The sequence below is a fragment of the Mesorhizobium huakuii genome (assembly GCF_030160235.1).
Classification (GTDB): Bacteria; Pseudomonadota; Alphaproteobacteria; order Rhizobiales; family Rhizobiaceae; genus Mesorhizobium; species Mesorhizobium huakuii.
Genome location: NZ_BSNY01000047.1, coordinates 383,095 through 408,886, shown reverse-complemented (window position 1 = coordinate 408,886; position 25,792 = coordinate 383,095). Strand labels below are relative to the sequence as shown.

The 25,792-nt window shown below is 64.0% G+C and carries 21 protein-coding genes; 13 read left to right on the top strand and 8 right to left on the bottom strand.

Annotated elements, in window-relative coordinates:
• Positions 1-5 precede the first annotated feature (5 nt).
• The 4 genes from QQK95_RS24205 to QQK95_RS24190 form a co-directional block, all read right to left on the bottom strand.
• Positions 6-1,271 (bottom strand): glycerate kinase type-2 family protein, encoded by a 1,266-nt coding sequence (locus QQK95_RS24205; RefSeq protein WP_284276905.1) that lies wholly within the window; start codon positions 1,269-1,271, stop codon positions 6-8.
• The gene (locus QQK95_RS24200) at positions 1,268-1,771 is read right to left on the bottom strand and encodes a heme-degrading domain-containing protein (RefSeq protein ID WP_284276903.1); all 504 of its coding nucleotides are present in this window, start codon (positions 1,769-1,771) and stop codon (positions 1,268-1,270) included. Before QQK95_RS24200 ends, QQK95_RS24205 begins: the two co-directional genes overlap by 4 nt.
• Positions 1,772-1,846: 75 nt before the next feature.
• On the bottom strand, positions 1,847-3,160 hold the full coding sequence (gene guaD / locus QQK95_RS24195; protein WP_284276902.1) for a guanine deaminase: 1,314 nt from the start codon (positions 3,158-3,160) through the stop codon (positions 1,847-1,849).
• Position 3,161: 1 nt separating this feature from the next.
• Positions 3,162-4,379, bottom strand: a complete 1,218-nt coding sequence (locus QQK95_RS24190; RefSeq protein WP_284276901.1) for a urate hydroxylase PuuD — start codon at positions 4,377-4,379, stop codon at positions 3,162-3,164.
• Positions 4,380-4,511: 132 nt separating this feature from the next.
• Between QQK95_RS24190 and QQK95_RS24185 the strand changes: the two genes are divergently transcribed.
• From QQK95_RS24185 to QQK95_RS24175, 3 genes are all read left to right on the top strand, one after another.
• A complete protein-coding gene (locus tag QQK95_RS24185; protein WP_284276900.1) occupies positions 4,512-5,432 on the top strand; it encodes a LysR family transcriptional regulator in 921 nt (306 codons plus the stop codon).
• A 369-nt stretch (positions 5,433-5,801) separates the two neighbouring features.
• On the top strand, positions 5,802-6,773 hold the full coding sequence (locus QQK95_RS24180; protein WP_284276899.1) for an LLM class flavin-dependent oxidoreductase: 972 nt from the start codon (positions 5,802-5,804) through the stop codon (positions 6,771-6,773).
• Positions 6,770-8,017 (top strand): LLM class flavin-dependent oxidoreductase, encoded by a 1,248-nt coding sequence (locus QQK95_RS24175; RefSeq protein WP_284276898.1) that lies wholly within the window; start codon positions 6,770-6,772, stop codon positions 8,015-8,017. Before QQK95_RS24180 ends, QQK95_RS24175 begins: the two co-directional genes overlap by 4 nt.
• 13 nt (positions 8,018-8,030) lie before the next feature.
• On the opposite strand, the gene xdhC is transcribed toward QQK95_RS24175, so the two are convergent.
• The 4 genes from xdhC to uraH all read right to left on the bottom strand — a co-directional run bounded on the left by xdhC (position 8,031) and on the right by uraH (position 13,197).
• Positions 8,031-8,930: a xanthine dehydrogenase accessory protein XdhC gene (gene xdhC / locus QQK95_RS24170; protein WP_284277062.1), complete on the bottom strand. Its 900-nt coding sequence runs from the start codon at positions 8,928-8,930 to the stop codon at positions 8,031-8,033.
• A gap of 62 nt (positions 8,931-8,992) precedes the next feature.
• Positions 8,993-11,338, bottom strand: a complete 2,346-nt coding sequence (xdhB, locus tag QQK95_RS24165; protein ID WP_284276897.1) for a xanthine dehydrogenase molybdopterin binding subunit — start codon at positions 11,336-11,338, stop codon at positions 8,993-8,995.
• Complete coding sequence (gene xdhA, locus QQK95_RS24160; protein ID WP_284276896.1) at positions 11,338-12,819, bottom strand: xanthine dehydrogenase small subunit; 1,482 nt, start codon at positions 12,817-12,819, stop codon at positions 11,338-11,340. Before xdhA ends, xdhB begins: the two co-directional genes overlap by 1 nt.
• Before the next feature lie 3 nt (positions 12,820-12,822).
• Entirely contained in the window at positions 12,823-13,197 is a 375-nt protein-coding gene (gene uraH, locus QQK95_RS24155; protein WP_284276895.1) for a hydroxyisourate hydrolase, read from the bottom strand.
• Positions 13,198-13,380: 183 nt separating this feature from the next.
• Between uraH and puuE the strand changes: the two genes are divergently transcribed.
• From puuE to QQK95_RS24105, 10 genes are all read left to right on the top strand, one after another.
• Positions 13,381-14,799, top strand: a complete 1,419-nt coding sequence (gene puuE / locus QQK95_RS24150; protein ID WP_284276894.1) for an allantoinase PuuE — start codon at positions 13,381-13,383, stop codon at positions 14,797-14,799.
• Positions 14,800-14,809: 10 nt separating this feature from the next.
• Positions 14,810-15,673: a bifunctional allantoicase/(S)-ureidoglycine aminohydrolase gene (locus tag QQK95_RS24145; RefSeq protein WP_284276893.1), complete on the top strand. Its 864-nt coding sequence runs from the start codon at positions 14,810-14,812 to the stop codon at positions 15,671-15,673.
• Complete coding sequence (locus QQK95_RS24140) at positions 15,670-16,161, top strand: ureidoglycolate lyase (protein ID WP_284276892.1); 492 nt, start codon at positions 15,670-15,672, stop codon at positions 16,159-16,161. The genes QQK95_RS24145 and QQK95_RS24140 overlap by 4 nt, the downstream gene beginning before the upstream one ends.
• A gap of 14 nt (positions 16,162-16,175) precedes the next feature.
• Positions 16,176-16,769, top strand: coding sequence for a nucleoside deaminase (locus tag QQK95_RS24135; protein WP_284276891.1), 594 nt, complete (start codon positions 16,176-16,178; stop codon positions 16,767-16,769).
• 97 nt (positions 16,770-16,866) lie between these two features.
• Positions 16,867-18,852: a CocE/NonD family hydrolase gene (locus QQK95_RS24130; protein WP_284276890.1), complete on the top strand. Its 1,986-nt coding sequence runs from the start codon at positions 16,867-16,869 to the stop codon at positions 18,850-18,852.
• 154 nt (positions 18,853-19,006) lie between these two features.
• Entirely contained in the window at positions 19,007-20,593 is a 1,587-nt protein-coding gene (locus QQK95_RS24125; protein ID WP_284276889.1) for an ABC transporter substrate-binding protein, read from the top strand.
• Between the two features lie 16 nt (positions 20,594-20,609).
• Complete coding sequence (locus QQK95_RS24120; RefSeq protein ID WP_284276888.1) at positions 20,610-21,569, top strand: ABC transporter permease; 960 nt, start codon at positions 20,610-20,612, stop codon at positions 21,567-21,569.
• Positions 21,570-21,579: 10 nt separating this feature from the next.
• Positions 21,580-22,404 (top strand): ABC transporter permease, encoded by an 825-nt coding sequence (locus QQK95_RS24115; RefSeq protein ID WP_095789423.1) that lies wholly within the window; start codon positions 21,580-21,582, stop codon positions 22,402-22,404.
• Positions 22,404-24,074 carry an ABC transporter ATP-binding protein gene (locus QQK95_RS24110; protein ID WP_284276886.1) on the top strand — a complete coding sequence of 557 codons (1,671 nt, stop codon included), beginning with the start codon at positions 22,404-22,406 and terminating at the stop codon, positions 24,072-24,074. Before QQK95_RS24115 ends, QQK95_RS24110 begins: the two co-directional genes overlap by 1 nt.
• A 107-nt stretch (positions 24,075-24,181) precedes the next feature.
• A complete protein-coding gene (locus tag QQK95_RS24105) occupies positions 24,182-25,771 on the top strand; it encodes an ABC transporter substrate-binding protein (protein ID WP_284276885.1) in 1,590 nt (529 codons plus the stop codon).
• Positions 25,772-25,792: the final 21 nt, after the last annotated feature.

Here is a 25,792-nt window from a genome sequence, read left to right as displayed (position 1 = left end):
GTCGCCTATCGGATCAGGATCGCCCTGAGATCGTTCACATTCGTGCCGGTTGGCCCCGGCACAAAGAGGTCACCCACCGCGTTGAACGCCGTCCAGGCATTGTTGCCGGCCAGCATCGCCTTGGCGTCGACGCCGGTCGCGAACATGCGTGACACGGTCGAACCGTCGGCGAAGGCGCCGGCGTTGTCTTCAGAGCCGTCGATGCCGTCGGTGTCGGCCGCGAGGGCATGAATGCCTTGCATGCCGTTGATGCCGATGGCGAAGGCGAGCAGGAATTCCGAATTGCGGCCGCCCTTGCCTTTGGCGCGCAAGGTCACTGTGGTTTCGCCGCCGGACAGGATCAACACCGGCTTCGCAAATGGCCGGTTACGCGTCGCCACTTCGCGCGCGATGGCCGCATGGACGCCGCCGACCTCGCGCGCTTCGCCCTCGATGGCATCGGAGAGGATGACGGCCTCCATGCCTTGCCGCTTGGCTTCCGCCGCTGCCGCTTCCAGCGACACGCCGGCCGAGGCGATCAGATGCACTTCGTTGCGCGAAAAACGCTCATCTCCAGGGTTTGGCGCATCGGCGGCCGGCGAATTGATATGCGCCATCACCGAAGCAGGCAGCTTCATGCCATAGGCCGATATCGAGGCCAGCGCGTCTTCGCGGCTGCCAGTATCGGGGACCGTCGGACCGGAAGCGACAAGCGCCGGATTGTCACCCGGGATATCGGAGACCACCAGCGACACCACCTTGGCCGGCCAGGCGGCGGCCGCCAGCCGGCCGCCCTTGATGGTCGAGACATGCTTGCGGATGGTGTTCATCGCCGCGATCGGCGCGCCGGAGGCAAGCAGCGCCTCGTTGACGGCGATCTCGTCGGCCAGCGTCAGGCCGGCCGCAGGTGATGGCAGCAGCGCCGAACCGCCGCCGGAAATCAGTGCCACGACCAGATCATCCTCGGTGAGGCCCTGGACCTTGGCGAGCAGACGGCGTGAGGCCTCTAGGCCGGCGGCGTCCGGCACCGGGTGCGCCGCCTCTATGATCTCGATGCGTTCGCATTTCGCGCCATAGCCGTAGCGGGTGACGACCAGCCCGTCGATCGGCCCGTCCCAGACCTTCTCGAAGGCTGCCGCCATCTGCGCCGAGCCTTTGCCGGCGCCGATGACGACAGTGCGGCCCTTCGGCTTCGCCGGCAAATGATCCCGGATGGTCCGCTCCGGATCGGCGGCTGCAACGGCGGCGTCGAAGATGGAGATGAGGAAAGCCTTGGGGTCGAGCACGGTCATTCAGCTTCCGAAGCCAGTGCCAGCCCACGCTTGTCGACACCCAGATGATCACACAGCGCATCGACGACCACGCCGTGATCCTCGCGTTCCGGCAGCCCGGAGACCGCGATCACGCCAATGACGCCGGCGCCCTTGACCGTCACCGGAAAACCGCCGCCGGCGAGCACATACTCGGAGATGTCGAGGCCCTCGCCGATCTTGAAGGCGCGGTCAGGGCGCTGCTGCTCCAGCACCATGCGATAGGTGCTTCTCAGGAACCGTTTCACCACATTGATCTTGCGGCGCGCCCAATCGGGATTGGAAGCGTTTGATCCCGGCATGGCCGCGTAGAACAGCGGCCGGTCCCACAGCCTGATGTCGACGATGATGGGCAGGTTTTCGGCGAGCGCACGCTGGCGGATGGCTGAGCCGATCTTGAAGGAGATGGCCTCATCGAAGGCCGGGAAGACCAGCGTCTCTTCCTGTTTCCGGATCAGAGCGATGTCGTCCGCAGCGGCCATGTCGTTCCCCTGTCAACTTCGCCGCACGCTTTGACCGATGGCTGCCGCCGGGTCAAGCAATGAACGCATCCGTGCTTAATTCGCCATGTCGCTCTTGGCCGCCCGGCCCGCGACATAGACCTCGCGCACGGCGCGGTCGTCGCCCAGCGTCTGCAGCAGGAACAATTCCTGCGCCAGCGTCTGCACCGTTTCCATCCTTAGCCGCATCGCCGGCGTCGCCCTGGCGTCGAGCACGACGATGTCGGCGTCGGTGCCCTGGTCCAAGGTGCCGATCTTTTGCACCACCGACAGCGCCTCGGCATTGCCGCGCGTGATCTGCCAGAAGGACTGGAACGGGTTGAGCTTCTCGCCATTCAGCGCGATCACCTTGTAGCCTTCGTCCATGGTGCGCAGCATGGAGTAATTGGTGCCGCCGCCGACATCGGTGGCGGCGGCTATGCGCAACGGCTTCTCCCGATGCCGGAAGCGCTGGTAGTCGAACAGGCCGGAGCCGAGGAACAGGTTCGAGGTCGGGCAGAACACGGCCACCGAGCCGCTCTGCGACAGCGCGTCGGCCTCACGTTCCGACAAATGGATGCAGTGGCCGAACAGGCTCTTTTTGCCCAGCAACCCGTAATGCTCGTAGACATCGGTATAGTCGCGCGACCAGGGGTAAAGCTGCTGCGTGAAGGCGATCTCGGCGTGGTTTTCCGACAGATGCGTCTGCATGTGCAGGCCGGGGTGCTCGCGGCACAGCGCGCCGGCCATCTCCATCTGCTCCGGCGAGGAGGTTATGGCGAAGCGCGGTGTAATGGCATAGTGCTGGCGCCCCTTGCCGTGCCACTCCTTGATCAGCGCCTTGGTGTCGTCATAGCCGGATTGCGGCGTATCGAGCACGCCTTCGGGCGCATTGCGGTCCATCATCACCTTGCCGGCGATGTTGAGCATGTTGCGGTCATGCGACTCGGCGAAAAAAGCTTCAGCCGAGGCCTTGTGCACCGAGCAGTAGGCGACAACCGTCGTGGTGCCGTGCCGCACCATCTCGTCGAGGAAGAGCCGCGCGATGCGGCGGCCATGCTGGGCGTTGGCGAATTTCGTCTCTTCGGGAAAAGTGTAGGTGTTCAGCCAATCGAGCAGTTCGGCGCCGTAGGACGCGATGACCTGCATCTGCGGGAAATGCACATGGGTGTCGACGAAGCCCGGCAGCAAAAGATGCGGCCGGTGGTCGATTTTCTTGGCCCCCTCACCGGCCTGTTCCTCGACTTGCGCATAGACGCCTGAGGCGACGATCCGACCGTCGCTTATCAGCAGGCCGCCATCTTCCTCGTAACGCCAGGCCGAATGGTCGTCGATGGTCTCGGGCCAGCGCACGAAGGACAGCGTGCGGCCGCGCAGAAGTGTCGAGGTCATGCTATTTCCCCGCGCCTTCGAACCAGGCCACCAGCAATGCCCGTTCCTTGTCGGTGATCTGGCTGACATTGGCGGGCGGCATGGCATGGCTGCGTCCGGCCTGCAGATAGATCTCGCGGGCGTGGTTGGCGATATCAGCGTCGGTGTCGAGCATCACCCCCTTGGGCGCATGGTAGATGCCTTCATAGCCCGGTTCTTGCGCATGGCACATCGAGCAGCGGCCGAGCACGGTGTCGCGCACCGCCGGGAAATGGGCGGAGGCGATGTAGATGTCCGCCGAGGCGGAAGCCTTGGGCTCACCGGTCAGCACCTTGGGCACGGTCGACAGCCAGATGATGATGATGAACAGGACGAGCGCGCCAAGCCAGGTCCAGTGCGGGTTGCCGGCCCGCTTGTGCACGGTGTTGAAATAGTGCCGGATCAGCACGCCGATGATGAACACCAGCGAGGCGATGACCCAGTTGAACTGCGTGCCGAATGCCAGCGGATAGTGGTTCGACAGCATCAGGAACAGAACGGGCAGCGTCAGATAGTTGTTGTGGAGCGAGCGCTGCTTGGCGATCTTGCCGTATTTCGGGTCGGGCTTGCGACCGGCGATCAGGTCGGCGACGACGATCTTCTGGTTGGGGATGATGACCATGAAGACATTGGCCGACATGATCGTGGCGGTGATGGCGCCCAGATGCAGGAAGGCGGCGCGGCCGGTGAACAGATGCGTCAACCCCCAGGCGATGAACACCAGCACGCAGTAGAGCACCAGCATCAGGCCTGTGTCGCTTTTGCCCAGCGGCGAGCGGCAGAGCAGATCATAGACCACCCAGCCGACGCCGATCGTGGCCATGGACAGAAGGATACCGACCGGCACCGACATGGGCAGCACGTTGGGATCGATCAGGAACAGGTCGGCGCCGGCATAGTAGACCACGCACAGCATGGCGAAGCCCGACAGCCAGGTGGCGTAGGATTCCCATTTGAACCAGGTCAGGTGCTCCGGCATTTCGGCCGGCGCCACCAGATATTTCTGGATGTGGTAGAAGCCGCCGCCATGCACCTGCCATTCCTCGCCGAAGGCGCCGACCGGCATGCCCGGACGCTGGCGCAGGCCGAGATCGAGCGCGACGAAATAGAAGGACGAGCCGATCCAGGCTATGCCAGTGATGACGTGCAGCCAGCGCACGGCAAAGCTCAGCCAGTCCCAGAAAATCGCGAAATCCATCATTGAAGTCGTCCCTGCCGATTGGCTGACTTTACGGTGTCGCACGCAAACGGAAAGAGGCGAGGCGTACGATGACTTTCAAAAAAAAATGGAAAATACTAGGCTAATCGCTGCAAACCGGCGAAGGTGCTCTGCATGGCCTATCTCGACAACATCGCCGTCTTCGTCCGCGTCGTCGAACTCGGCAATCTGTCGGCGGCGGGCCGCGACATGCGCATTTCGCCGGCGGTCGCCTCCAATCGCATCAAGGAACTGGAGAAGCACCTCGGCGTGCGGCTGTTCAACCGCACGACGCGGCAATTGATGCCGACCGAGCATGGCACGGTCTTCTATTCGGGCGCCAAGCAGGTGCTGGAGGCGATCACCGAAGCGGAAGCCGCGGTATCGGCACTTTCCGGCCAGCCGCGCGGCACCATCCGCGTTACAGCGCCACTCGGCCTCGGGCGCAGGCTGGTGGCTTCGGGCATCCCCGATTTCCACGACAAATATCCCGATATCGAGGTGCGGCTGAGGCTCTCGGACCACAATGTCGACATCATGAAGGAAGGCATCGACGTCGCCTTCCGGCTCGGCATCATCGAGGATTCCAGCCTCAGGATGCGCGGCATCATGGAATGCGAGCGCGTGCTGGTGGCGGCGCCGAAATATCTCGAGGCGCGCGGCGAACCGGCCGAGCCGCAGGAACTGATCGGCAAGAAGCACGACTGCCTGATGTTGCGCTATTCCGGCGCGCGCGAATATGTCTGGACGCTGCAGACCTCCACAGGGCCGCAGAAATTCGAGGTGCACGGACCCTACGACACCGACGATGGCGATGTGCTGACCGGCTGGGCGCTGTCTGGACGCGGCATCATCAACAAGCCGCGCTTCGAGGTCGAACCGTTCATCCGCGACCGGCGGCTGCAGGTGATCCTGGCCAACACGCCACCGACGCCGGTGCAGTTCGCCGCCGTCTATCCGCACAAGAAGCTGCAGGATCCCAAGGTGCGGCTGTTGCTCGACTTCATGGCCGAGCGCTGCCAACGGCTGATCAAGGATATCCTGGCGGGTAAGTAGGCTAGCTTTGCTTCGGGATTGGCCGATTGCCTCCACGACGTCGTCATCCACGGCGGAGCGACGCGAAGCGGAGCGCAGACCCGAGGATCCATTCCGTGACCTTCGACGGGGACGCAGCGGCGTAGAATTTTGCACCGTCGCAACGCTTCAGAGTCACGGCATGGATTGGGGGTTCAGGCTCATTGCCGAAGTATGCGGCCACCAACGCAATATTCGGGCCGGCAGGACTTCCACCCCAAGCGACGCGATGCCTGGCCGGCAAGTGACAGCCCGGTGGCCCACTGATGCCCGTTGCCTTGCGTGAAAGCGAGCCTAGGTTGGTAGCCGGATGGCTGCACGACGCCGGTCGCAGCCGAATGGGCCGCCTGCATGCATCTCGCCATTTCGCTCAACATCGCCGCCGCCACCGGAGAGACCGTGCTGGATTTCAGCCGGATCAGCAAATTCGTGCGACAGGCAGAAGCGGCCGGCGTCGACATGATCGTGAGTTCCGACACCGCGGACGGACCATCGAGCAGCCCGTTTGAGGCCACGACGCTGCTGGCCGCGCTGGCAACGGTGACCGACAGGATCGGTCTCGTCGCCAGCGCCTCCACGCTCGCGCATCAGCCCTACAATCTGGCACGTCGTTTTGCTTCGCTCGATATCATCAGCCACGGTCGCATCGGCTGGCATGCGACGATGGCGCAGGACTCCCGCGAAGCCGCCAATTTCAGCCGGCCGGAAGGGTTTTCCGACACGGACTTTCGCCGCCGCGCCGAGGAGTATATCGGCATCGTTCGAGGCCTGTGGCAGGGCTGGGACGCAGATGCGCTGCTGTTCGACAAGACCGGCGGCCGCTTCCATGACCCGGAAAAGATGCACCTGCTCGACCACAAGGGAGAGTTCTTTTCGGTGCGCGGACCGCTGAACGTGGCACGCTCGCCGCAGGACACCCCGGTGCTGGTGCTGTCCGGCCTGTCCGAGCCCGACCTCGATATTGCGGCCCGCAACGCGGATGTCATTTTGCTGGAGAGCGGGTCGGCCGAGAGCGCGAAAATACGCTTCGATGATCTGAGGCGCCGCGCCACGGCCGCTGGGCGCGATCCGGACGCCATGAGGGTGCTGACGAATATTTCGTTCGCCCCCGATGATACGCGGGCCGCCACAGCGGACAGGCTGGAAAGTCAATTCCGGACGAGAAGCTGCGACGGATTTAACATCCAGGTGCGGTGTTCGATGCTGGACGAATTTACCGATCTTGTTCTGCCGGTGTTGCGGCAACGCGGCCTTGTTCGAGAAGGCTATCGCGGGACAACGTTGCGCTCGCATCTTGGGCTTGCCGGCGGAGGTGACCGATGACCGCGCAGATGAAGCTCGGCGCCTTCCTGTGGGCGACGGGTCATCACATCGCCGCCTGGCGCCACCCGAAGGCGCATGTAACGGCCGGTGTCGATATCGACCATTACGTCCAGCTGGCGCGCGCGGCGGAGGCGGCCAAGTTCGACATGATCTTCTGTGAGGATGCCGCGGGCCTGCGCGAAGCCAATATCGGCATCGCCAGCCAGACGTCGCGCTCGATCGGCTTCGAGCCGATAAGCCTGCTGTCGGCGCTGGCCGTGCAAACCAGCCGCATCGGCCTCGTGTCGACGGCGTCGACAAGCTACAACGAGCCATACGGGCTGGCGCGGACTTTCCTGTCGCTCGACCATCTGAGCAGCGGCCGGGCCGGCTGGAACCTGGTCACCTCGGCCAGCCCGATCGAGGCCGCCAATTTCGGCTCGACGGGTCTCAAGCCCCATGCCGACCGCTACGAGCGCGCGCGTGAATTCGCCGAAGTGGTCACCGGGCTGTGGCACGGCAAGGCGTCCGGCCATGACGGCCAGAGCTTTTCGGTTCGCGACCCGCTCGACCTGCCGCGTTCGCCACAGGGCGCGCCGGTCATGGTCCAGGCCGGCGCCTCGGATGTCGGCCGCGACCTTGCCGCCCGCACTGCCGATGTGGTGTTCACGGCAGCGCAGACTTTCGATGAAGCCAAAGCCTTCTATGACGATCTCAAGGGACGCATGGCCGCCTATGGGCGCGAGCCTGACGACATCAAGATCATGCCGGGCGTCTCGCCCGTGGTGGCGGAAACCGAGGCCGAGGCCCGCGACAAGCATGAGGAGCTGCAGGAACTGATCCCGGACGATGTCGGCGTGGCGCTGCTTTCCAGTTATCTCAGCATTTCCGATCTCTGGCGCTATCCGATCGACGGGCCGCTGCCCGAACTGCCCGAGAGCGAAGGGATGAAAAGCCGGCAGGCGCTCGTCGTCGAGCAATCGCGCCGCGACGGCCTTTCCATCCGCCAGCTGGCCCGCCACTTCGCCGGCGCGCGTGGCCACTGGCGCATCGTGGGAACGGCAGCGCAGGTGGCAGACGAGCTGCAGGCGCGGTTCGAAGGCGGCGCTGCAGACGGCTTCAATGTCATGCCGTCCTATTTCCCGGGAGAGCTCGATGCCTTTGCCACGCTGGTCGTGCCGGAACTGCGGCGGCGCGGCCTGTTCCGCAAGGACTACGAAGGCCGAACACTGCGCGACCACCTGGGCTTGAAGCGGCCGGTTTAGCCGCAGCGCAAGCTTAGCCGGCCATCACCCTGTCATGCGGACGGTCGGCATTCGGCGCAGCGGTGTGCACGACCAGCGCCGTCATGATCTCGGCGGCCGCAAGGGCGGCAATCACCTGAGGGCGCTTGTCCTTGACGGCGTCGCCGCCGATCGGAGAGACGAGGCGGGCGAATTCCGCGTCGGTGCCTTCAGCCGATTTCAGGAACCAGTTCCTGAAAGTGGCTTTCTTGGTCTTCGAGCCGATCATGCCGACATAGGCCGCGTCGTCGCGTTTCAAGGCTTCGGCGACGATCAGGAAATCCAGCGCATGGTCATGGGTCAGGATGGCGAAAGCCGTGCCGGCGGGCGCATTGCGCACCTCGGCCTCGGGCATTGGCGTCAGCCGCGTCTCGACGGTTTCCGGCATGCCGTCCAGCGCCTCGGCCCGCGTCTCGATGACGACGCCATGCACGGGAAGGAGCGCGATCGCCGACGCCAGTGCCTGGCCGACATGGCCGCCGCCGAAGATATAGACATGCGGCAGATGCGCCTCTTCGGCTTCCGCCGCCGCAACCAGTTTGTTGGCAAGATCGACATCGACGAGCCGGATCAAGACTTCGACGCGCCCGCCACAGCATTGGCCAATCTCCGGCCCGAGCGGCACGTCGAGCGTGGCGCAGACTTCATCGACCTCGATGCGAGCTTCTTTGCCCGGCTTGCGGGGAGGCAAAGACGCCACCATCTGCCGCGCCTTGTCGATCGCCATATACTCGAGCTGGCCACCACCGATCGTGCCAAAGATCGCCTCCCTCGAGACGAGCATGAAGGCGCCCTTCTCGCGCGGCGTCGAGCCTTTGGTGCCCGCCACTTCGACCAAGGCGATGCGACCTTGGCCAGCCAGGAAGTCTTTCAGGCTTTGCACTTTCGAAGTCATCATTCGCATTCCCGTGCGGGAAACATAGGGTTTTTCGGCCTGAATTGCACCTTTTACCGGATTCAGGCCTTTGCCTCGCCTTTCAGCCGCTCGATGGCCATCAGGACGCGCTCCGGCGTCGCCGGCGCGTCAAGGCGCGGACAGACCCTGTGATCGGCGACGCTGGCCACCGCATCCGACAGCGCGTGAAGCACGGACATGCCGAGCGGAAAGGGCGGCTCGCCGACCGCCTTGGAGCGGTGGATCGTCGGCTCGAACGCTTCCGGCCAGTCTGCCAAAGTGACGTTGAAGATCTTCGGCCGGTCGGAGGCCAGTGGGATCTTGTAGGTCGACGGCGCGTGGGTGCGCAGCCGGCCCTTGTCGTCCCACCACAATTCCTCGGTCGTCAGCCAGCCCATACCCTGGATGAAGCCGCCCTCGATCTGGCCGAGATCGATGGCGCGGTTCAGCGAACGGCCGGTCTCGTGCAGGATATCGGTGCGCTCGACGATGTATTCGCCGGTCAGCGTGTCGACCGAGACCTCCGAGCAGGAAGCACCGTAGGCGAAATAGTAGAAAGGGCGACCCTCACCCTTGTCGCGGTTCCAGTGGATTTTCGGCGTCTTGTAGAAGCCCGCGGCCGAGAGCTGGATGCGCGCCATATAGGCCTGCTTGACGAGGTCAGCGAAGGCGATCTCCTGGTTGCCGATGCGCACCCGGTTGGGCAGGAACACCACCTGATCGCGCGGCACCTGGTATTTTTCGGCGGCGAAATCGGTCAGCCGGTCCTTGATCTGGCGAGCGCCATTCTGCGCCGCCATGCCATTGAGGTCGGAGCCGGACGATGCCGCGGTGGCCGAGGTGTTGGGCACCTTGCCGGTGGTGGTCGCGGTGATCTTCACCTGGTCCAGATCGATCTGGAATTCTTCCGCCACCACCTGCGCGACCTTGAGGTAGAGCCCCTGCCCCATCTCGGTGCCGCCATGGTTCAGATGCACCGAACCATCTGTATAGACATGCACCAGCGCGCCGGCCTGGTTGTAGTGCGTTGCGGTGAAGGAAATTCCGAACTTGACGGGCGTGAGCGCCAGGCCGCGCTTGATGAAACGGCTGTTTGCGTTGAAGGCCGATATTTCGCGCCGCCGCCGCGCATAGCTGGCGCTCTCCTCGAGTTCGGCGACGATGCGCTGGATGATGTTGTCCTCGACCGTCTGGTGGTAGGGCGTGATGTTGCGGTCGCTGGTGCCGTAGAAGTTCTTCTTGCGAATCTCGAGCGGATCCTTGCCGACCGCGAACGCGACCTCGTCGATGACGCGTTCGGCGCCGACCATGCCTTGCGGGCCGCCGAAGCCCCGGAAGGCGGTGTTCGACACGGTGTTGGTGTAGAGCGGCGCCGATTGCGCGTGCACCGCGGGCCAGAAATAGGTGTTGTCGCAATGGAACAGCGCGCGATCCGTCACCGGGCCCGACAGGTCCGACGAGAAGCCGCAACGCGCGGCGAACATGAAATCGACGCCGAGAATGTTGCCCTCGTCGTCGAAGCCGACTTCGTAGTCGACGAGGAAATCGTGACGCTTGCCGGTGGCGATCATGTCGTCGTCGCGGTCGGGCCGGATTTTGACGGCGCGATGGTGCTTTTTGGCGGCTATGGCCGCCAGCGCGGCAAACTGGTTGCCTTGCGTTTCCTTGCCGCCGAAGCCGCCGCCCATGCGGCGGATCTCCACCGTGATGGCATTGCTGGGCACGCCGAGCGCATGGCTCACCATGTGCTGGACTTCGCTCGGATGCTGGGTCGAGGAATAGATGGTGACGTCCTGATCCTCGCCGGGAACGGCCATGGCGATATGGCCTTCAAGATAGAAATGCTCCTGGCCGCCGACGCGCATCTTTCCCTTCAGCCGGCGCGGCGCCGCCTTGATCGCTGCGGCGGCATCGCCGCGCTTCAAGGTAAGCGGCGGCGTGACGAGCTTGTCCTTCCTCGGATCGAGTTCGCCGATGTCGGTGACGAAAGGCAATTCCTTGTATTCGACCTTGGCCAGCCTGGTGGCGCGGCGCGCCTGTTCGCGGGTCTCGGCGATAACGCAGAAGATCGGCTGGCCGAAGAACTCGACCTTGCCGTCGGCGAGCACCGGCTCATCGTGCCGGCCGGTCGGCGAAATGTCATTCTCGCCCGGTACATCCTTTGCCGTGAGCACATCGACGACTCCGGAGGCAGCGCGCACCGCCGAAAGGTCCATGCGGGTGATCGTGGCGTGCGCGGCGGCGGAGAGCCCGAGGCAGCCATGCAGCGTGCCTGATGGTTCCGGCATGTCGTCGATGTAGACGGCGGTACCGCTGACATGCTTGTGGGCGGAATCATGCCGCTGATCGGTGGCGACGCCGCCGATAATCTTCTCAGCCTTGAGATTTGATGTGGCGTGCTTGTTCATCATGCCGCCTCGTTGCGTGACACCTGGAAGGGCGCCCCGGTGCCGGTGGTTTCGACAAAGAAGCGCAACAACAGGTTCCTGGCCGCCAGAGCCCGGTATTCGGCTGACGCCCGCATGTCGGTGAGCGGGGTGAAATCCCTGGCGTATTGCGCCATCGCCGCCTCGACCGTCTCTTCGGTCCAGGGCTTGCCGAGCAGCGCCTTTTCGACAAAAGACGCCCGCTTCGGCGTCGCCGCCATGCCGCCATAGGCGATGCGCACATCGGCGACCGTGCCGTCCTTGCCCAGCGTCAGGGAAAAAGCGCCGAGGGCCGCCGTGATGTCCTCGTCGCGGCGCTTGGTGATCTTGTAGACGGCAAAGCTCGTCCCCTTGGCCGGCACGGGCACGTGCACGGTCTCGACGAATTCGCCCGGCTGCCGGTCCTGCTTGCCATAGGCGATGAAGAAGGTCTCCAGCGGGATCGTGCGCCGCTTCTTGCCCTTGCGCAGCGTCAGGCGCGCGCCGAGCGCGATCAAGGGCGGCGGCGTGTCGCCGATCGGCGAACCGTTGGCGATGTTGCCGCCGATCGTCCCCATGTTGCGCACCTGTTCGCCGCCGATGCGGTCAAACAGCGGCCCGAGCGCCGGGATCCGTTTCGACAGCGTCGAAAAGGCTTCGGTGTAGGTGACACCGGCGCCGATCGAAATGACGCCCTTGTCTTCGGCGATGGTGCACAGCCCGTCGAGATTGCCTATGAAAACCGCCGGAGAGATGTCGCGCATATGCTTGGTCACCCACAGGCCGACATCGGTGGAGCCGGCAACGATGGTGGCGCCAGGTTCCTTGTCGAGCACTGTGGCGAAATCGTCGACATCGGCAGGCACGATAAGCCGCGCCCTGGCGGAACCGATCTCGATCCGCGCGCCGTCCCGCAAGGCTTCCAGCCTCGCCGTGATCGCCTTGCGCTCCGCCGCCAGCGGATCCTTCGCCGCCTTGCCATAGCTGGAAATGGCGTGGGCAGCACGCATGATCGCTTCATAGCCTGTGCAGCGGCAGAGATTGCCTTGCAGCGCCTTTTCGATCGCCGCGTTCGAGGGATCCGGCGACTTCATCCACAGGCCGTATAGCGACATGACGAAGCCAGGCGTGCAGAAGCCGCATTGCGAGCCGTGGAAATCGACCATCGCCTGCTGCACCGGATGCAATTGCCCGGGCTGACCACGCAAATGTTCGACCGTCACGACATGGGTGCCGTCGAGCGAACCGAGGAAGCGGATGCAGGCATTGACGCTTTCATAGACCAGCCCGCCAGCCGAAAGTTTGCCGACCAGAACGGTGCAGGCGCCGCAATCGCCCTCGGCGCAGCCTTCCTTGGTGCCGCGCAGCGAACGGTCGAGCCGCAGCCAGTCGAGCAGGGTCGCATCAGGCGCCACCGACGACAGCGCGACGTCCCTGCCATTGAGGATGAAGCGGATCTCGTTGCGGATAGTGACCTTGGCCATGCCTCAGCTCCCCCGGTAGGTCGAATAACCGTAGGGCGAAATCAGCAATGGCACATGATAGTGCACCGCTTCCGCCATGCCGAAGCGGATCGGCACGCTGTCCAGGAAAGCCGGCTCGGGCAGTTTCGTGCCCTGGCCGCGCAGATAGTCGCCGGCCGCGAACACCAGTTCATATTCGCCGGCGCGGAACTCGCCGCCCGCCAGCAGCGGCGCGTCGCAGCGGCCATCGCCGTTGGTCGCGACCGTCTTCAGATGCGTCCTGGCCGAACCGTCGAGACGATAGAGCGCGATCGACAGCCCAGCCGCCGGCTTGCCGGTCGCGGTGTCGAGGACATGCGTCGTCAGACGCCCGCCATCGGCTTTCGACGTTTCTGCCATTGGCCGCCTCCCATCCAGGTACATCAGAACAATAGTGATGAATTGTGCGCCAATTAAAGGCGATGCATAAGTCCCGGTCGAGCGGAGTGCGACAAAAACACTTTCAAAAATTTTCGGGGGAATGCGAGAAGCACCCTTTCGATATCCTGATCACAGTTCGGGCGACGCCCGGCAGGAGGGGCAATGCGTTACATCAGAGACATGCGCGGCTACGGAGCCAACCCGCCGGATCCGAAATGGCCTGGTGGGGCGCATGTCGCCGTGCAGTTCGTCGTCAACTACGAAGAGGGCGGCGAGAATTGCGTGCTGCATGGCGACAAGGCGTCGGAAGCCTTCCTGTCGGAGATCGTCGGCGCCGCGCCCTGGGTGGGACAGCGCCACTGGAACATGGAATCGATCTACGAGTATGGCGCACGGGCCGGCTTCTGGCGGCTGCTGCGCCTGTTCAGCGAATCCCAAGTCCCGGTGACCTGCTACGGCGTCGCCTCGGCTCTTGCCCGCTCGCCCGACCAGGTCACGGCCATGCAGGACGCCGGCTGGGAGATCGCCTCGCATGGGCTGCGGTGGATCGACTACCGCGACCACAGCGCCGAGGACGAGCGCCGCGACCTCGAAGCCGCGATCAAGCTGCATTATGAGGTGACCGGACAGCGCCCGACCGGCTGGTACACGGGCCGCACCTCGGTCAACACGGTGCGGCTGGTGGCCGAGGAAGGCGGCTTCGACTACGTCTCCGACACCTATGACGACGAACTGCCCTACTGGTTCGAGCATGCCGGCGGCACGCAGCTCATCATTCCCTATACGCTCGACGCCAACGACATGCGCTTCGCCACGCCGCAGGGCTTCAACTCGGGCGACCAGTTCTTCGCCTATCTGAAGGACAGTTTCGACACGCTCTATGCCGAGGGCCAGGCAGGGCGGCCGCGCATGATGAATATCGGCCTGCATTGCCGCCTCGTCGGCCGGCCTGGCCGGGTCGCGGCGCTGAAGCGCTTCGTCGACTATGTGAAGTCGCATGACAAGGTCTGGCTGGCGCGGCGCATCGACATCGCCAAACACTGGCAGGAGAACCATCCCTACAAGCCGGCGGCGCTGCGCCCCTCGAAGATGGAGTTCGAAACATTCGTTCACACTTTCGGCGGCGTGTTCGAGCATTCGCCCTGGATCGCCGAGCGGGCCTACGAGCTGGAGCTGGGCCCGGCGCATGATACGGCGGGCGGCCTGCACAATGCGCTCTGCCGCATCTTCCGTTCCGCCAGCGAGAGCGAGCGGCTGGGCGTGCTCAACGCCCATCCCGACCTTGCCGGCAAACTGGCCAAGGCCAGGCGGCTGACGGCGGAATCGGCGAGGGAACAAGCCTCCGCCGGCCTCGATGCGCTGACCGACAAGGAGCGCGAACTGTTCTCCAAGCTCAACGCCGCCTACGTCACCACCTTCGGTTTCCCCTTCATCATCGCGGTGAAGGGCAAGACCAAGGAGGAAATCCTCGCCGAGTTCGAGGCGCGCATCGGCAACAGCCGCGGCGTCGAATTCGAGACCGCCTGCAAACAGGTCGAGCGCATCGCACTGCTCCGCCTCAGAGACATGCTACCGCAATAGGTTTGAACCCATGGACACGATCAGGATGCCAGAGCGCACCTACTACGCACCGCATGGCGGCCATCCCGGCCAATCTGAATTGCTGACAGGCCGCGCCGTCTTCACCGAGGCCTATGCCGTCATCCCCAAAGGCGTGATGCGGGATATCGTCACCAGCGCCTTGCCGTTCTGGGACAAGACCCGCGTCTGGATCCTGTCGCGGCCGCTATCCGGCTTTGCCGAGACATTCTCGCAATACATTGTCGAGGTCGAGCCCGGCGGCGGCAGCGACCGGCCGGAGCCCGATGCCGGCGCGGAAGGCGCCCTGTTCGTGGTCGAGGGCGAACTGACGGTTCTGCTTTCCGGCAAGAAGCATGTGCTGCGGCCCGGCGGCTTTGCCTTCCTGCCGCCGGCCAGCGGCTGGACGGTTCGCAACGAGGCCAAGGCTGCTGTCCGCTTCCACTGGGTTCGCAAGGCCTACGAAGCGGTCGACGGCCTCGATACGCCTGAGGCCTTCTTCACCAACGAGCAGGATATAGCGCCGTCGCCGATGCCGGGCACCGAGGGCCGCTGGGCGACGACACGCTTCGTCGATCCGGCCGATTTGCGCCACGACATGCACATGACCATCGTCACGCTCGAGCCGGGCGCGGTCATTCCCTTCGCCGAGACCCATGTGATGGAACACGGGCTCTATGTGCTGGAGGGCAAGGCGGTCTATCGCCTGAACCAGGACTGGGTCGAGGTCGAGGCCGGCGATTATATGTGGCTGCGCGCCTTCTGTCCGCAGGCCTGCTATGCCGGCGGCCCCGGCAAGTTCCGCTATCTGCTCTACAAGGACGTCAACCGGCACGCCAAGCTCGGCGGAGCTGGTATCGGCGGTCGCGCGCGGTGACCCGCATCACAGCACAGCCCTTGACCCGGGAGGCCTTTGCTCCGTTCGGCGATGTCATCGACATGGCCGGCGACAACCACTACCCGATCAATGGCGGCAAGGCCGAGCGCTACCACGACCTCGCCACGGCTGAGGCCACTGGGCCGAACGCCCGCGTGCTGATCTCGATGGTGCGCGGCACGCCCTACGAACTGCCGCTGAAGCTGACCATGGTCGAGCGGCATCCGTTCGGCAGCCAGGCCTTCATTCCGCTGTCGCCGCGTCCGTTCCTGGTCGTCGTCTGTCATGACGGCAAGGAAGGGCCGGGCGAACCGCATGCCTTCATCACCGCGCCCGGACAAGGCATCAACTATTCCCGTAACCTCTGGCACGGTGTGCTGACGCCGCTCGGCGAGCCCCAGGATTTCCTGATCGTCGACCGTGGCGGCGACGGCTCGAACCTCGAAGAATTCCATTTCTCGCACGCCTACGAGATCCATCTCCCCTGAAAGCTTCTGATCCCATGACCGACGTTTCGCTGATCGACCGCCTGCTCGACGTGATCGAGCATGACATCGTGCCGAAGACCGCCGAAGGCGTTGCCCATGGCAACAAGCTGTTCGGCGCCGCGATCCTGCGCAAGGACGACCGTTCGCTGGTGTTGGCCGAGACCAACAACGAGATCGAAAACCCGCTCTGGCACGGCGAGGTGCACTGCCTGAAGCGGTTTTACGAGATGCCCAGGGCAGAGCGCGTCGACACCAGGGACGCGCTTTTCGTTGCCACGCATGAGCCCTGTTCGCTCTGCCTTTCGGCGATCACCTGGACCGGTTTCGACAATTTCTACTACCTCTTCAGCCACGAGGATTCGCGCGACAGTTTTGCCATCCCGCACGATTTGAAGATCCTGAAAGAGGTCTTCACCCTCGACCCCGGCGGCTACAATGCCGAGAACGCCTATTGGAAGAGTTTTTCGATCCGCAGGATGGTGCGGGCGCTGTCCGAGGCGGAACGCCAGCGGCTGGAGACAAGGATAGACAAGATCTCGGCACGCTACGACGAGCTGTCCGACGCCTACCAGGCGAGCAAGGGCGAAAACGACATTCCCCTGAATTGAGCGTGTGCGGCAAGTAGCGGCACAGGTCGCAGATTTCGCTGCTCCAGTCGCGAATGGCGATTGAAACTTGCCGCGCCTCGGGGCGTTATGCGCACCCATGAAAACCGTCACCGAATTTCCCCGCAAGGTCGTTGAATTTCCCGATATGGGCATCGTCATGCCGGATGGCTGCCGGCTGTCCGCGCGGGTGTGGATGCCGGAGGATGCCAGCGACGATCCGGTGCCTGTCATCCTCGAGCACCTGCCCTACCGTAAGCGCGACGGCACCATCTTTCGCGATCAGCTGACGCATCCCTATTTCGCCGGCCACGGCTACGCCTCGATCCGCGTCGACATGCGCGGCAATGGCGATTCCGAAGGGCTGATGGACGACGAATATTCCGAGCAGGAATTGCAGGACGCCTGCGACGTGATCGCCTGGGCGGCTGCTCAGCCCTGGTGCAACGGCAATGTCGGCATGATGGGCATCTCCTGGGGCGGCTTCAACTGCCTGCAGGTTGCGGCCAAGCAGCCGCCGGCGCTGAAGGCGGTGATCAGCCTGTGCTCGACCGTCGATCGCTATGCCGACGACATCCACTACAAGGGCGGCTGCCTGCTGATCGAGAATTTCGGCTGGGCCTCGACCATGCTCTCCTATTCGTCACGGCCGCCAGACCCGCTGATCGCCGGCGACAACCGCTGGCGCGATTTGTGGCTGACCCGGCTGGAGAACCAGTCGTTCCTTGCACCGCTGTGGCTGAAGCACCAGCATCGCGACGCCTACTGGAAACGCGGCTCGATCTGCGAGGATTTTTCGGCCGTCAAGGCGGCCGTGCTGTCGATCGGCGGCTGGCACGACGGCTACCGCAACACGATCTCGAACCTCGTCAGCAACATCGAGGCGCCGGTCAAGGGTATCGTTGGCCCGTGGATTCACAAATACCCGCATTACGCCGGCCCCCAGCCGGCCATCGGCTTCCTGCAGGAGGCGCTGCGCTGGTGGGACCGCTGGCTGAAGGGCGCCGAGACCGGCGTCGAGGACGATCCCGCCTACCGCGCCTATGTGATGGATAGCGTGCGCCCGGCCCGCTGGCATCCCGAGCGGCCCGGCCGCTGGGTGGCGGAGAAAGGGTGGCCGTCGCCCGAGATCAAGACCGGGACGATCGAACTGCTGCCCAAGGGGAGCAAACCGGCCATCGTCGCCTCGCCGCAAAATTGTGGGCTCGCCGGCGGCGAGTATTTTCCGTTCACTTTCGGCCCGGAATTGCCGGGCGACCAGCGTCCCGACGATGCCTTGTCGGTCTGTTTCGACCAGCCGGAGCTCGCCGAGGCAATCGACATCGTCGGCGCGCCGGAAGTCGAGGTCACGCTCTCTTCCGATCGCCCGCAAGCCAACATCGCGATCCGGCTCTGCGACGTGCATCCCGATGGCGCTTCGGAACTGATCTCCTACGGCGTGCTGAATTTGACGCATCGTGACTCGCATGAATTCCCGCAGGCCCTGGTGCCGGGCGAGACCGTCTCCGCGCGCGTCGTGCTCGATCAATGCGCCTACCGCGTGCCGGCCGGCCACCGCCTGCGTATCGCCGTCTCGAACGCCTATTGGCCAATGATCTGGCCGTCGCCGGAGCCGGTGCAGCTGAGCTTGTCGGCGGCGACACTTGCCTTGCCGCTACGGCCGCTGGCAAAAGGCGACGAAGCGACATTCGCCGAGCCGGAAGGTGCCACGCCCTGGGCGACCGAGACGATCCGTGCGGCCAACTCCGAGCGTCATGTCGATCGCGACGAAAAGACCGGAATCGTCACGCTTTCCATAGCGGATGATTTCGGCGCGGTGCGCGATCTCGACAACGGCCTGGTCAATGGCAGCATCGCCCGCGAGACATGGACGATCCATCCTGACAATCCATTGTCGGCCTCGGGGAAAACACACTGGACGCAGACACTGTCGCGAAATGGATGGTCGGTGCGCACCGAGACATGGGCCGAGATGCGATCGGACGCACAAAACTTCATCGTCAGCGCCAGAATCGAGGCCTATGAGGGTGAAAAAATCGTTTTCGAGCGCAATTTCGAGGAAAAAATTCCACGCGCGCTTGTTTGAGCGCTGAGACCCTTGGTCCAAATGCGACGTACGATTTACGCCACGGCATGTCGCATTCCGTCTTGCTTACGGCATTGGCTTACCCTCATTATTCAGGGAGAATTAACAACAAAAATCGACCGTAGAGTCGAACCAACAGAGTGAGGAACTCAAAATGTCGAACGAACTGGAATTCCTTAGCCGGCGCGTTGCTGCAGGCAAGCTGAGCCGTCGTGATTTTCTCGGCCGGGCGGCAGCGCTCGGCATCGCCGCACCCTTCGCCAATTCGCTGCTTTCCAGCGCGGCGCGGGCGGCGGGTCCGGTCAAGGGCGGCACGCTGAAAGCCGGCCTGGTCGGCGGCGAATCCACCAACAGTCTCGATCCGGCGCTGTTCATGACGCAGGTGCCGTTCGCCTTCGGCAAGTGCTGGGGCGAAATGATCGTCGAGCTGTCGCCCGAGGGCAAGCTTGAGAACCGCATCGCCGAAGAGATCGGCTCGTCCAAGGATGCCAAGGTCTGGACGCTGAAGATCCGCGACGGCGTGGAATTCCATAACGGCAAGACCGTGACCGCCGCGGACGTCGCCGCCACGCTCGAGCGCCATTCGGACGAGAAGTCGAAGTCCGGCGCGCTCGGCTACATGAAGGGCATCGACTCCATCAAGGCCAGCGGCAAGGAAGTGGTGCTGACGCTGAAGGAGGCCAATGCCGACCTTCCCTACCTGCTCAGCGACTATCACCTGATCGTCCAGCCCAATGGCGGCAAGGACAAGCCCGATGCCGGCATTTCGGCCGGCCCGTATGTGGTCAAGACCAACGAGCCCGGCGTGCGCCATGGCGGCGAGCGCTTCGCCAATTACTGGCAGGGCGACAAGATGGGCCATGCCGATCAGATCGAAGTCATCGTCATCAACGACGCGACGGCGCGCACGGCGGCCCTGCAGGGCGGCCAGGTCAACATGATCAACCGCGTCGAGCCGAAGATCGTCGACCTGATCAAGCGCGTGCCGGGCGTCACCATCCGCAACCATGCGGGTCCGGGCCACTATGTCTTCATCATGCATTGCAACACGGCGCCCTTCGACAACAACGACCTGCGCATGGCGTTGAAGCTCGCCATCGACCGCGAAGAGATGCTGACCAAGGTGCTGCGCGGCTACGGCTCGCTCGGCAACGACTTCCCGATCAACGCGTCCTATCCGCTGTTCACCGAGATCGAACAGCGCAAGTACGATCCCGACAAGGCCAAGTTCCACTACAAGAAGTCGGGCCATGACGGCACCGTGCTGCTGCGGACCTCCGACGTCGCCTTCCCCGGCGCGGTCGATGCCTCGCAGCTTTTCCAGCAGAGCGCGGCCAAGGCCGGCATCAAGATCGAGCTCAAGCGCGAGCCCGGCGACGGTTACTGGAACGAGGTCTGGAACAAGCAGCCCTTCTGCGCGTCCTACTGGGGTGGACGCTCGACGCAGGACCAGATGTACTCGACCGCCTATCTGTCGACCGCCGACTGGAACGACACCCGTTTCAAGCGCCCGGATTTCGACAAGATGGTGCTGGCGGCACGCGCCGAGCTCGACGAGGCCAAGCGCAAGCAGATGTACCACGACATGGCCGTCTTGGTGCGCGACGAAGGCGGCTTGATCCTGCCGATGTTCAACCAGTTCATCGACGCGACCGGTGCCAAGGTCGATGGCTGGGTGGACGATCCGCACCAGGAACTGATGAACGGCTACGCCCTGGCGAAGTGCTGGCTGCAGGCCTGAGTCCGGCTTTGCGGAGATGTCTTCACCCATCCTGAAGCTAATTGCCCAGCGCATCGCGCTGGGCATCCTCCTTCTTTTGGCCATTTCGGTCCTGATCTTCGCCGGCACGCAGATCCTGCCCGGCGACGTCGCCCAAGCCATTCTGGGACAATCGGCGACCCCGGAGTCGCTCGCCAATTTGCGCGAACAGCTCGGGCTGAACGACCCGGCCTATGTCAGGTATTTCCACTGGCTCGGCGGCGTGCTGACCGGCGACCTCGGCACCGCCATGTCGAGCGGCCAGGATATCGCCACCTCGATCAAGGGCCGGCTGTGGAACACGCTGTTCCTCGCCTTCTGGGCGGCGGTCGTGGCCGTGCCGCTGGCGATCATCCTCGGCCTGATCGCCGTGCGCTACCGCAATGGCTGGGTCGACAAGCTGATCTCCGGGCTGGCGCTCGCCTCGACCTCGTTCCCGGAATTTTTCATCGGCTATCTCCTGGTCTACTTCTTCGCGGTGAAATGGCAGATCTTCCCCGCCATCTCGACCGTCTATGACGGCATGCCCTTTGGCGAGCGGATGCAGGCCATCACCCTGCCGGCGACGGCGCTGACGCTGGTGGTGCTCGCCCACATGATGCGCATGACCCGTGCCGCGATCCTCAACGTCATGCAGTCGGCCTATGTCGAGACGGCGGAGCTCAAGGGTCTCTCGGCCTTCGCCGTCATCCGCAAGCACGCCTTCCCGAACGCCATCGCGCCGATCATCAACGTCGTCATGCTCAACCTCGCCTATCTCATCGTCGGCGTCGTCGTGGTCGAGGTGATCTTCGTCTATCCTGGCATGGGGCAATATCTCGTCGACCACGTCACCAAGCGCGACGTGCCGGTGGTGCAGGCGGTCGGGCTGATCTTCGCCGCCGTCTATATCAGCCTCAACATCATCGCGGACATTGCGGCGATCGTCGCCAATCCGCGTCTCAGACATCCAAAGTGAGGGGGCGGGCATGCTCGATATAAGACGCATCCCCATCCCCGCCCTGATCGGCCTGGTGCTGACGGCGCTGTTCGTGCTGGCGGCGATCTTCGCGCCTTGGATCTCGCCTCACGACAATGCCGAGATCGTCGGCGACGTCTGGGAACCGATGTCGGCCGCGCATTGGCTGGGCACCGACAATCTCGGCCGCGATCTCTTGTCGCGCATGATCTACGGTGCCCGTATAACCCTGTTCATCGCCGTGCTGGCCACGGCGCTGTCCTTCTCGCTCGGCGCCATACTGGGCTTCTCGGCAGCGGTGTTCGGCGGCTGGTTCGACACGATCCTGTCGCGCCTCGTCGATCTCCTGATGTCGATCCCGACCCTGATCATGGGTCTGGTCGTGCTTTCCGTTCTGCCGACGAACCTGGTGACGCTGATCCTGGTGATGGGCATTCTCGATTCGACTCGCGTCTATCGCCTGTCGCGCGCGGTCGCCGTCGACATCAACGTCATGGACTATGTCGAAGCCGCCAAATTGCGCGGCGAAGGCAGCGCCTGGATCATCTTCAGAGAGATTCTGCCCAATGCGCTGTCGCCGCTGGTCTCGGAACTCGGCCTGCGCTTCATCTATGCGGTGCTGTTCCTGTCGACCCTGTCCTTCCTCGGCCTTGGCGTGCAACCGCCGGACGCCGACTGGGGCGGCATGGTCAAGGAAAACAAGGACGGCATCGTCTTCGGCATCGCCGCAGCACTCATTCCGGCGGGGGCTATCGCCGCGCTCGCCATCTCGGTCAACCTTGTCGCCGACTGGATCCTCAACCGCACGACAAGCCTGAAGGGAGGACGCGGGTGATGGCTGACGACAAAGCGAAGCCCGGGCAACCCAAGCCAGGCGTGCTGCTCGATATCAGGAATCTGCGCATCGAGGCCACGGTCTACCCGCCCGGCGAGGCGCCAAAGAACATCGTGCTGGTGCATGATGTCTCGCTGACGCTGGAAAAGGGCAAGGTGCTGGGGCTGATCGGCGAATCCGGCGCCGGCAAATCGACCATCGGCCTGTCGTCGATGGGCTATGGCCGGGGCGGCGTGCGCATCACCGGCGGCGAGGTGATCCTCAACGGCCGCGATATCCTGAAGGGCGGCAAGGAAGGTTTCCGCAAGCTGCGCGGCCGCGAGGTCTGCTACGTCGCGCAGTCGGCGGCGGCCGCCTTCAATCCGGCGCACCGGCTGATGGACCAGGTGGTGGAAGCCACGCTGCTGCATGGCACGGCGACACGCGCCGAAGCCGAGAAGCGCGCCGTCGCGCTGTTCAAGAAGCTCAGCCTGCCGAACCCGGAAACCATCGGCGAGCGCTTTCCGCACCAGGTCTCGGGCGGTCAGTTGCAGCGCGTGATGACGGCGATGGCGCTGTGCTCGGAACCCGATCTGATCGTCTTCGACGAGCCGACGACGGCGCTCGACGTGACGACGCAGATCGACGTTCTGGCGGCGATCAAGGACGCCATCCGCGACACCCATGTGGCGGCGCTCTACATCACCCACGACCTTGCCGTCGTCGCCCAGGTCTCCGACGAGATCATGGTGCTGCGCCATGGCAGGCTGGTCGAATGGGGCGGCACAAGGCAGATCATCAAGGAGCCGCGCCAGGAATACACCAACGCGCTGGTTTCGGTGCACGAGATCGAACACCAGGAGCAGAACCCCGGCGCGACACCGTTCCTGTCGGTGAAGAACGTCACCGCCGCCTATGGCGGCGGCCACGTCAAGGTGCTGAAGAACGTGTCGGTCGACATCTACCCCGGCCAGACGCTGGCCGTGGTCGGCGAGTCCGGCTCCGGCAAGTCCACGCTGGCGCGCGCCATCACCGGCCTTTTGCCACCCGAGCAAGGCACCGTCACCTTCGATGGGCGCCCGCTCGCCAACCGGCTCGCCGACCGGCCGAAGGAAGATCTGCGCCAGCTGCAGATGATCTACCAGATGGCCGACGTGGCGATGAACCCGCGCCAGACCGTCGGCACGATCATCGGCCGGCCGCTCGAATTCTATTTCGGCATGCGCGGCAGGGAACGCGACAAGCGCGTCGCCGAGCTGCTCGACGAGATCGAGATGGGCAAGGGCTTTGTCGACCGCTACCCGGCCGAGCTTTCGGGCGGCCAGAAACAGCGCGTCTGCATCGCCCGTTCGCTCGCCGCCAAGCCGAAGCTGATCATCTGCGACGAGGTGACCTCGGCGCTCGACCCGCTGGTGGCCAACGGCATCCTCAAGCTGCTTTTGAACCTGCAGGAGCACGAGAAGGTCGCCTATCTCTTCATCACCCACGATCTGGCGACGGTGAAGTCGATCGCCGATTCGATCGCGGTGATGTATCGCGGCGAAGTGGTCCGCTACGGCTCGAAGAGCAAGGTTCTGACGCCGCCCTTCGACGCCTATACCGACCTTCTCCTGTCGTCGGTCCCGGAGATGGAGATCGGCTGGCTGGAAAAGGCGATCAAGGGGCGGCGCATGGCCAGCGCGGGGAACTAGCGACCTGCCGGTCGGGCGCCTGTCGTCATCCAGATGCAACACGAAAGCGCCACACGTCCTTGCGGACGGGCGCTGCCCGTGACGGTGTTTTCAACAAGGGGTAGGACATGAAGACGGAACTCGACCATCTCGCTGATCTCGCCGGCCAGGGCCGGATATCGCGCCGCGACTTCCTTGGCCGCACGGCGGCACTGGGTGTGTCGGCGGCGCTGGCAACGACGCTGGCCGGGAAAGCCTTCGCACAGACGCCGGTCAAGGGCGGCATCCTCAAGGCCGGCCTGCAGGGCGGCGAGTCGACCAACAGCCTCGACCCCGCGCTGAACCTCAGCCAGGTCACCTACAGCTTCGGCAAGCAGTGGGGCGAATATCTGGTCCGGCTGATGCCCGACAACAGCCTGACCAACATGATCGCGCAGGAGATCGGCGCATCCAAGGACGCCAAGACCTGGACGATCAAGGTGCGCGACGGCATCGAGTTCCACAACGGCAAGACCGTCACCGCCGAAGACATCGCCGCCACCATCGAGCGCCACGCCGACGAAAAGTCCAAATCCGGGGCGCTCGGCATCCTCAAGAACATCAAGGGCGTCAAGGCAAGCGGCAAGGAAGTCATCGTCACGCTCGGCGATGCAGACGCCGACTTCCCCTATCTGATGGCCGACTATCACCTCGTTATCCAGCCGAATGGCGGCAAGGACAATCCGAATGCCGGCATCAGCGCCGGTCCCTACAAGGTCACCGTCAACCAGCCCGGCGTGCGCCATGGCGGCGAGCGCTTCGCCAACTACTGGCAAGGCGACAAAATGGGCCATGCCGACCAGATCGAGATCGTCGTCATCAATGACGCGACCGCGCGGCTTGCCGCGCTGCAGGGCGGCCAGGTGCATATGATCAACCGCGTCGAGCCGAAGGTGGTCGACCTGGTCAAGCGCATCCCCGGCGTCAGCATCGAGAACGTGTCGGGCAAGGGCTACTACCCGTTCAACATGTTCTGCGACACCGCGCCCTTCGACAACAACGACCTGCGCATGGCGCTGAAACTCGCCATGGACCGCGAGGAGATGCTGACGAAGATCCTGCGCGGCTATGGCTCGGTCGGCAACGACTTCCCGATCAACGAAGCCTATCCGCTGTTTTCGGCCGACATCGAACAGCGCAAGTTCGACCCGGAGAAGGCGGCCTCCCTCTACAAGAAGTCGGGCCATAGCGGCTCGATCCTGCTGCGCACTTCCGATGTCGCCTTCCCCGGCGCCGTCGATGCCGCCCAGCTCTATCAGCAGTCCTGCGCCAAGGCCGGCATCAAGATCGAGATCAAGCGCGAGCCTGGCGACGGCTACTGGTCGGAAGTCTGGAACAAGCAGCCCTTCTCGCTCTCCTACTGGGGTGGCCGCGCCACGCAGGACCAGATGTATTCCACCGGCTATGTCTCGACCGCCGACTGGAACGACACGCGCTTCAAGCGGCCGGAATTCGACAAGATGCTGCTTGCGGCGCGCGGCGAGCTCGACCAGGCCAAGCGCAAGGCGATCTACCACGACATGGCAGTGCTGATGCGCGACGAAGGCGGCCTCATCGTGCCATTCTTCAATCAGTTCATCGATGCCGCCGCCACCAACAAGATCGGCGGCTTCGCCAAGAGCCCGATCGGCGAAATGATGGATGGCTACGCGCTTGGTGAGTGCTGGCTCAACGCTTAGCCGGACCCTGCCTGTCTGATT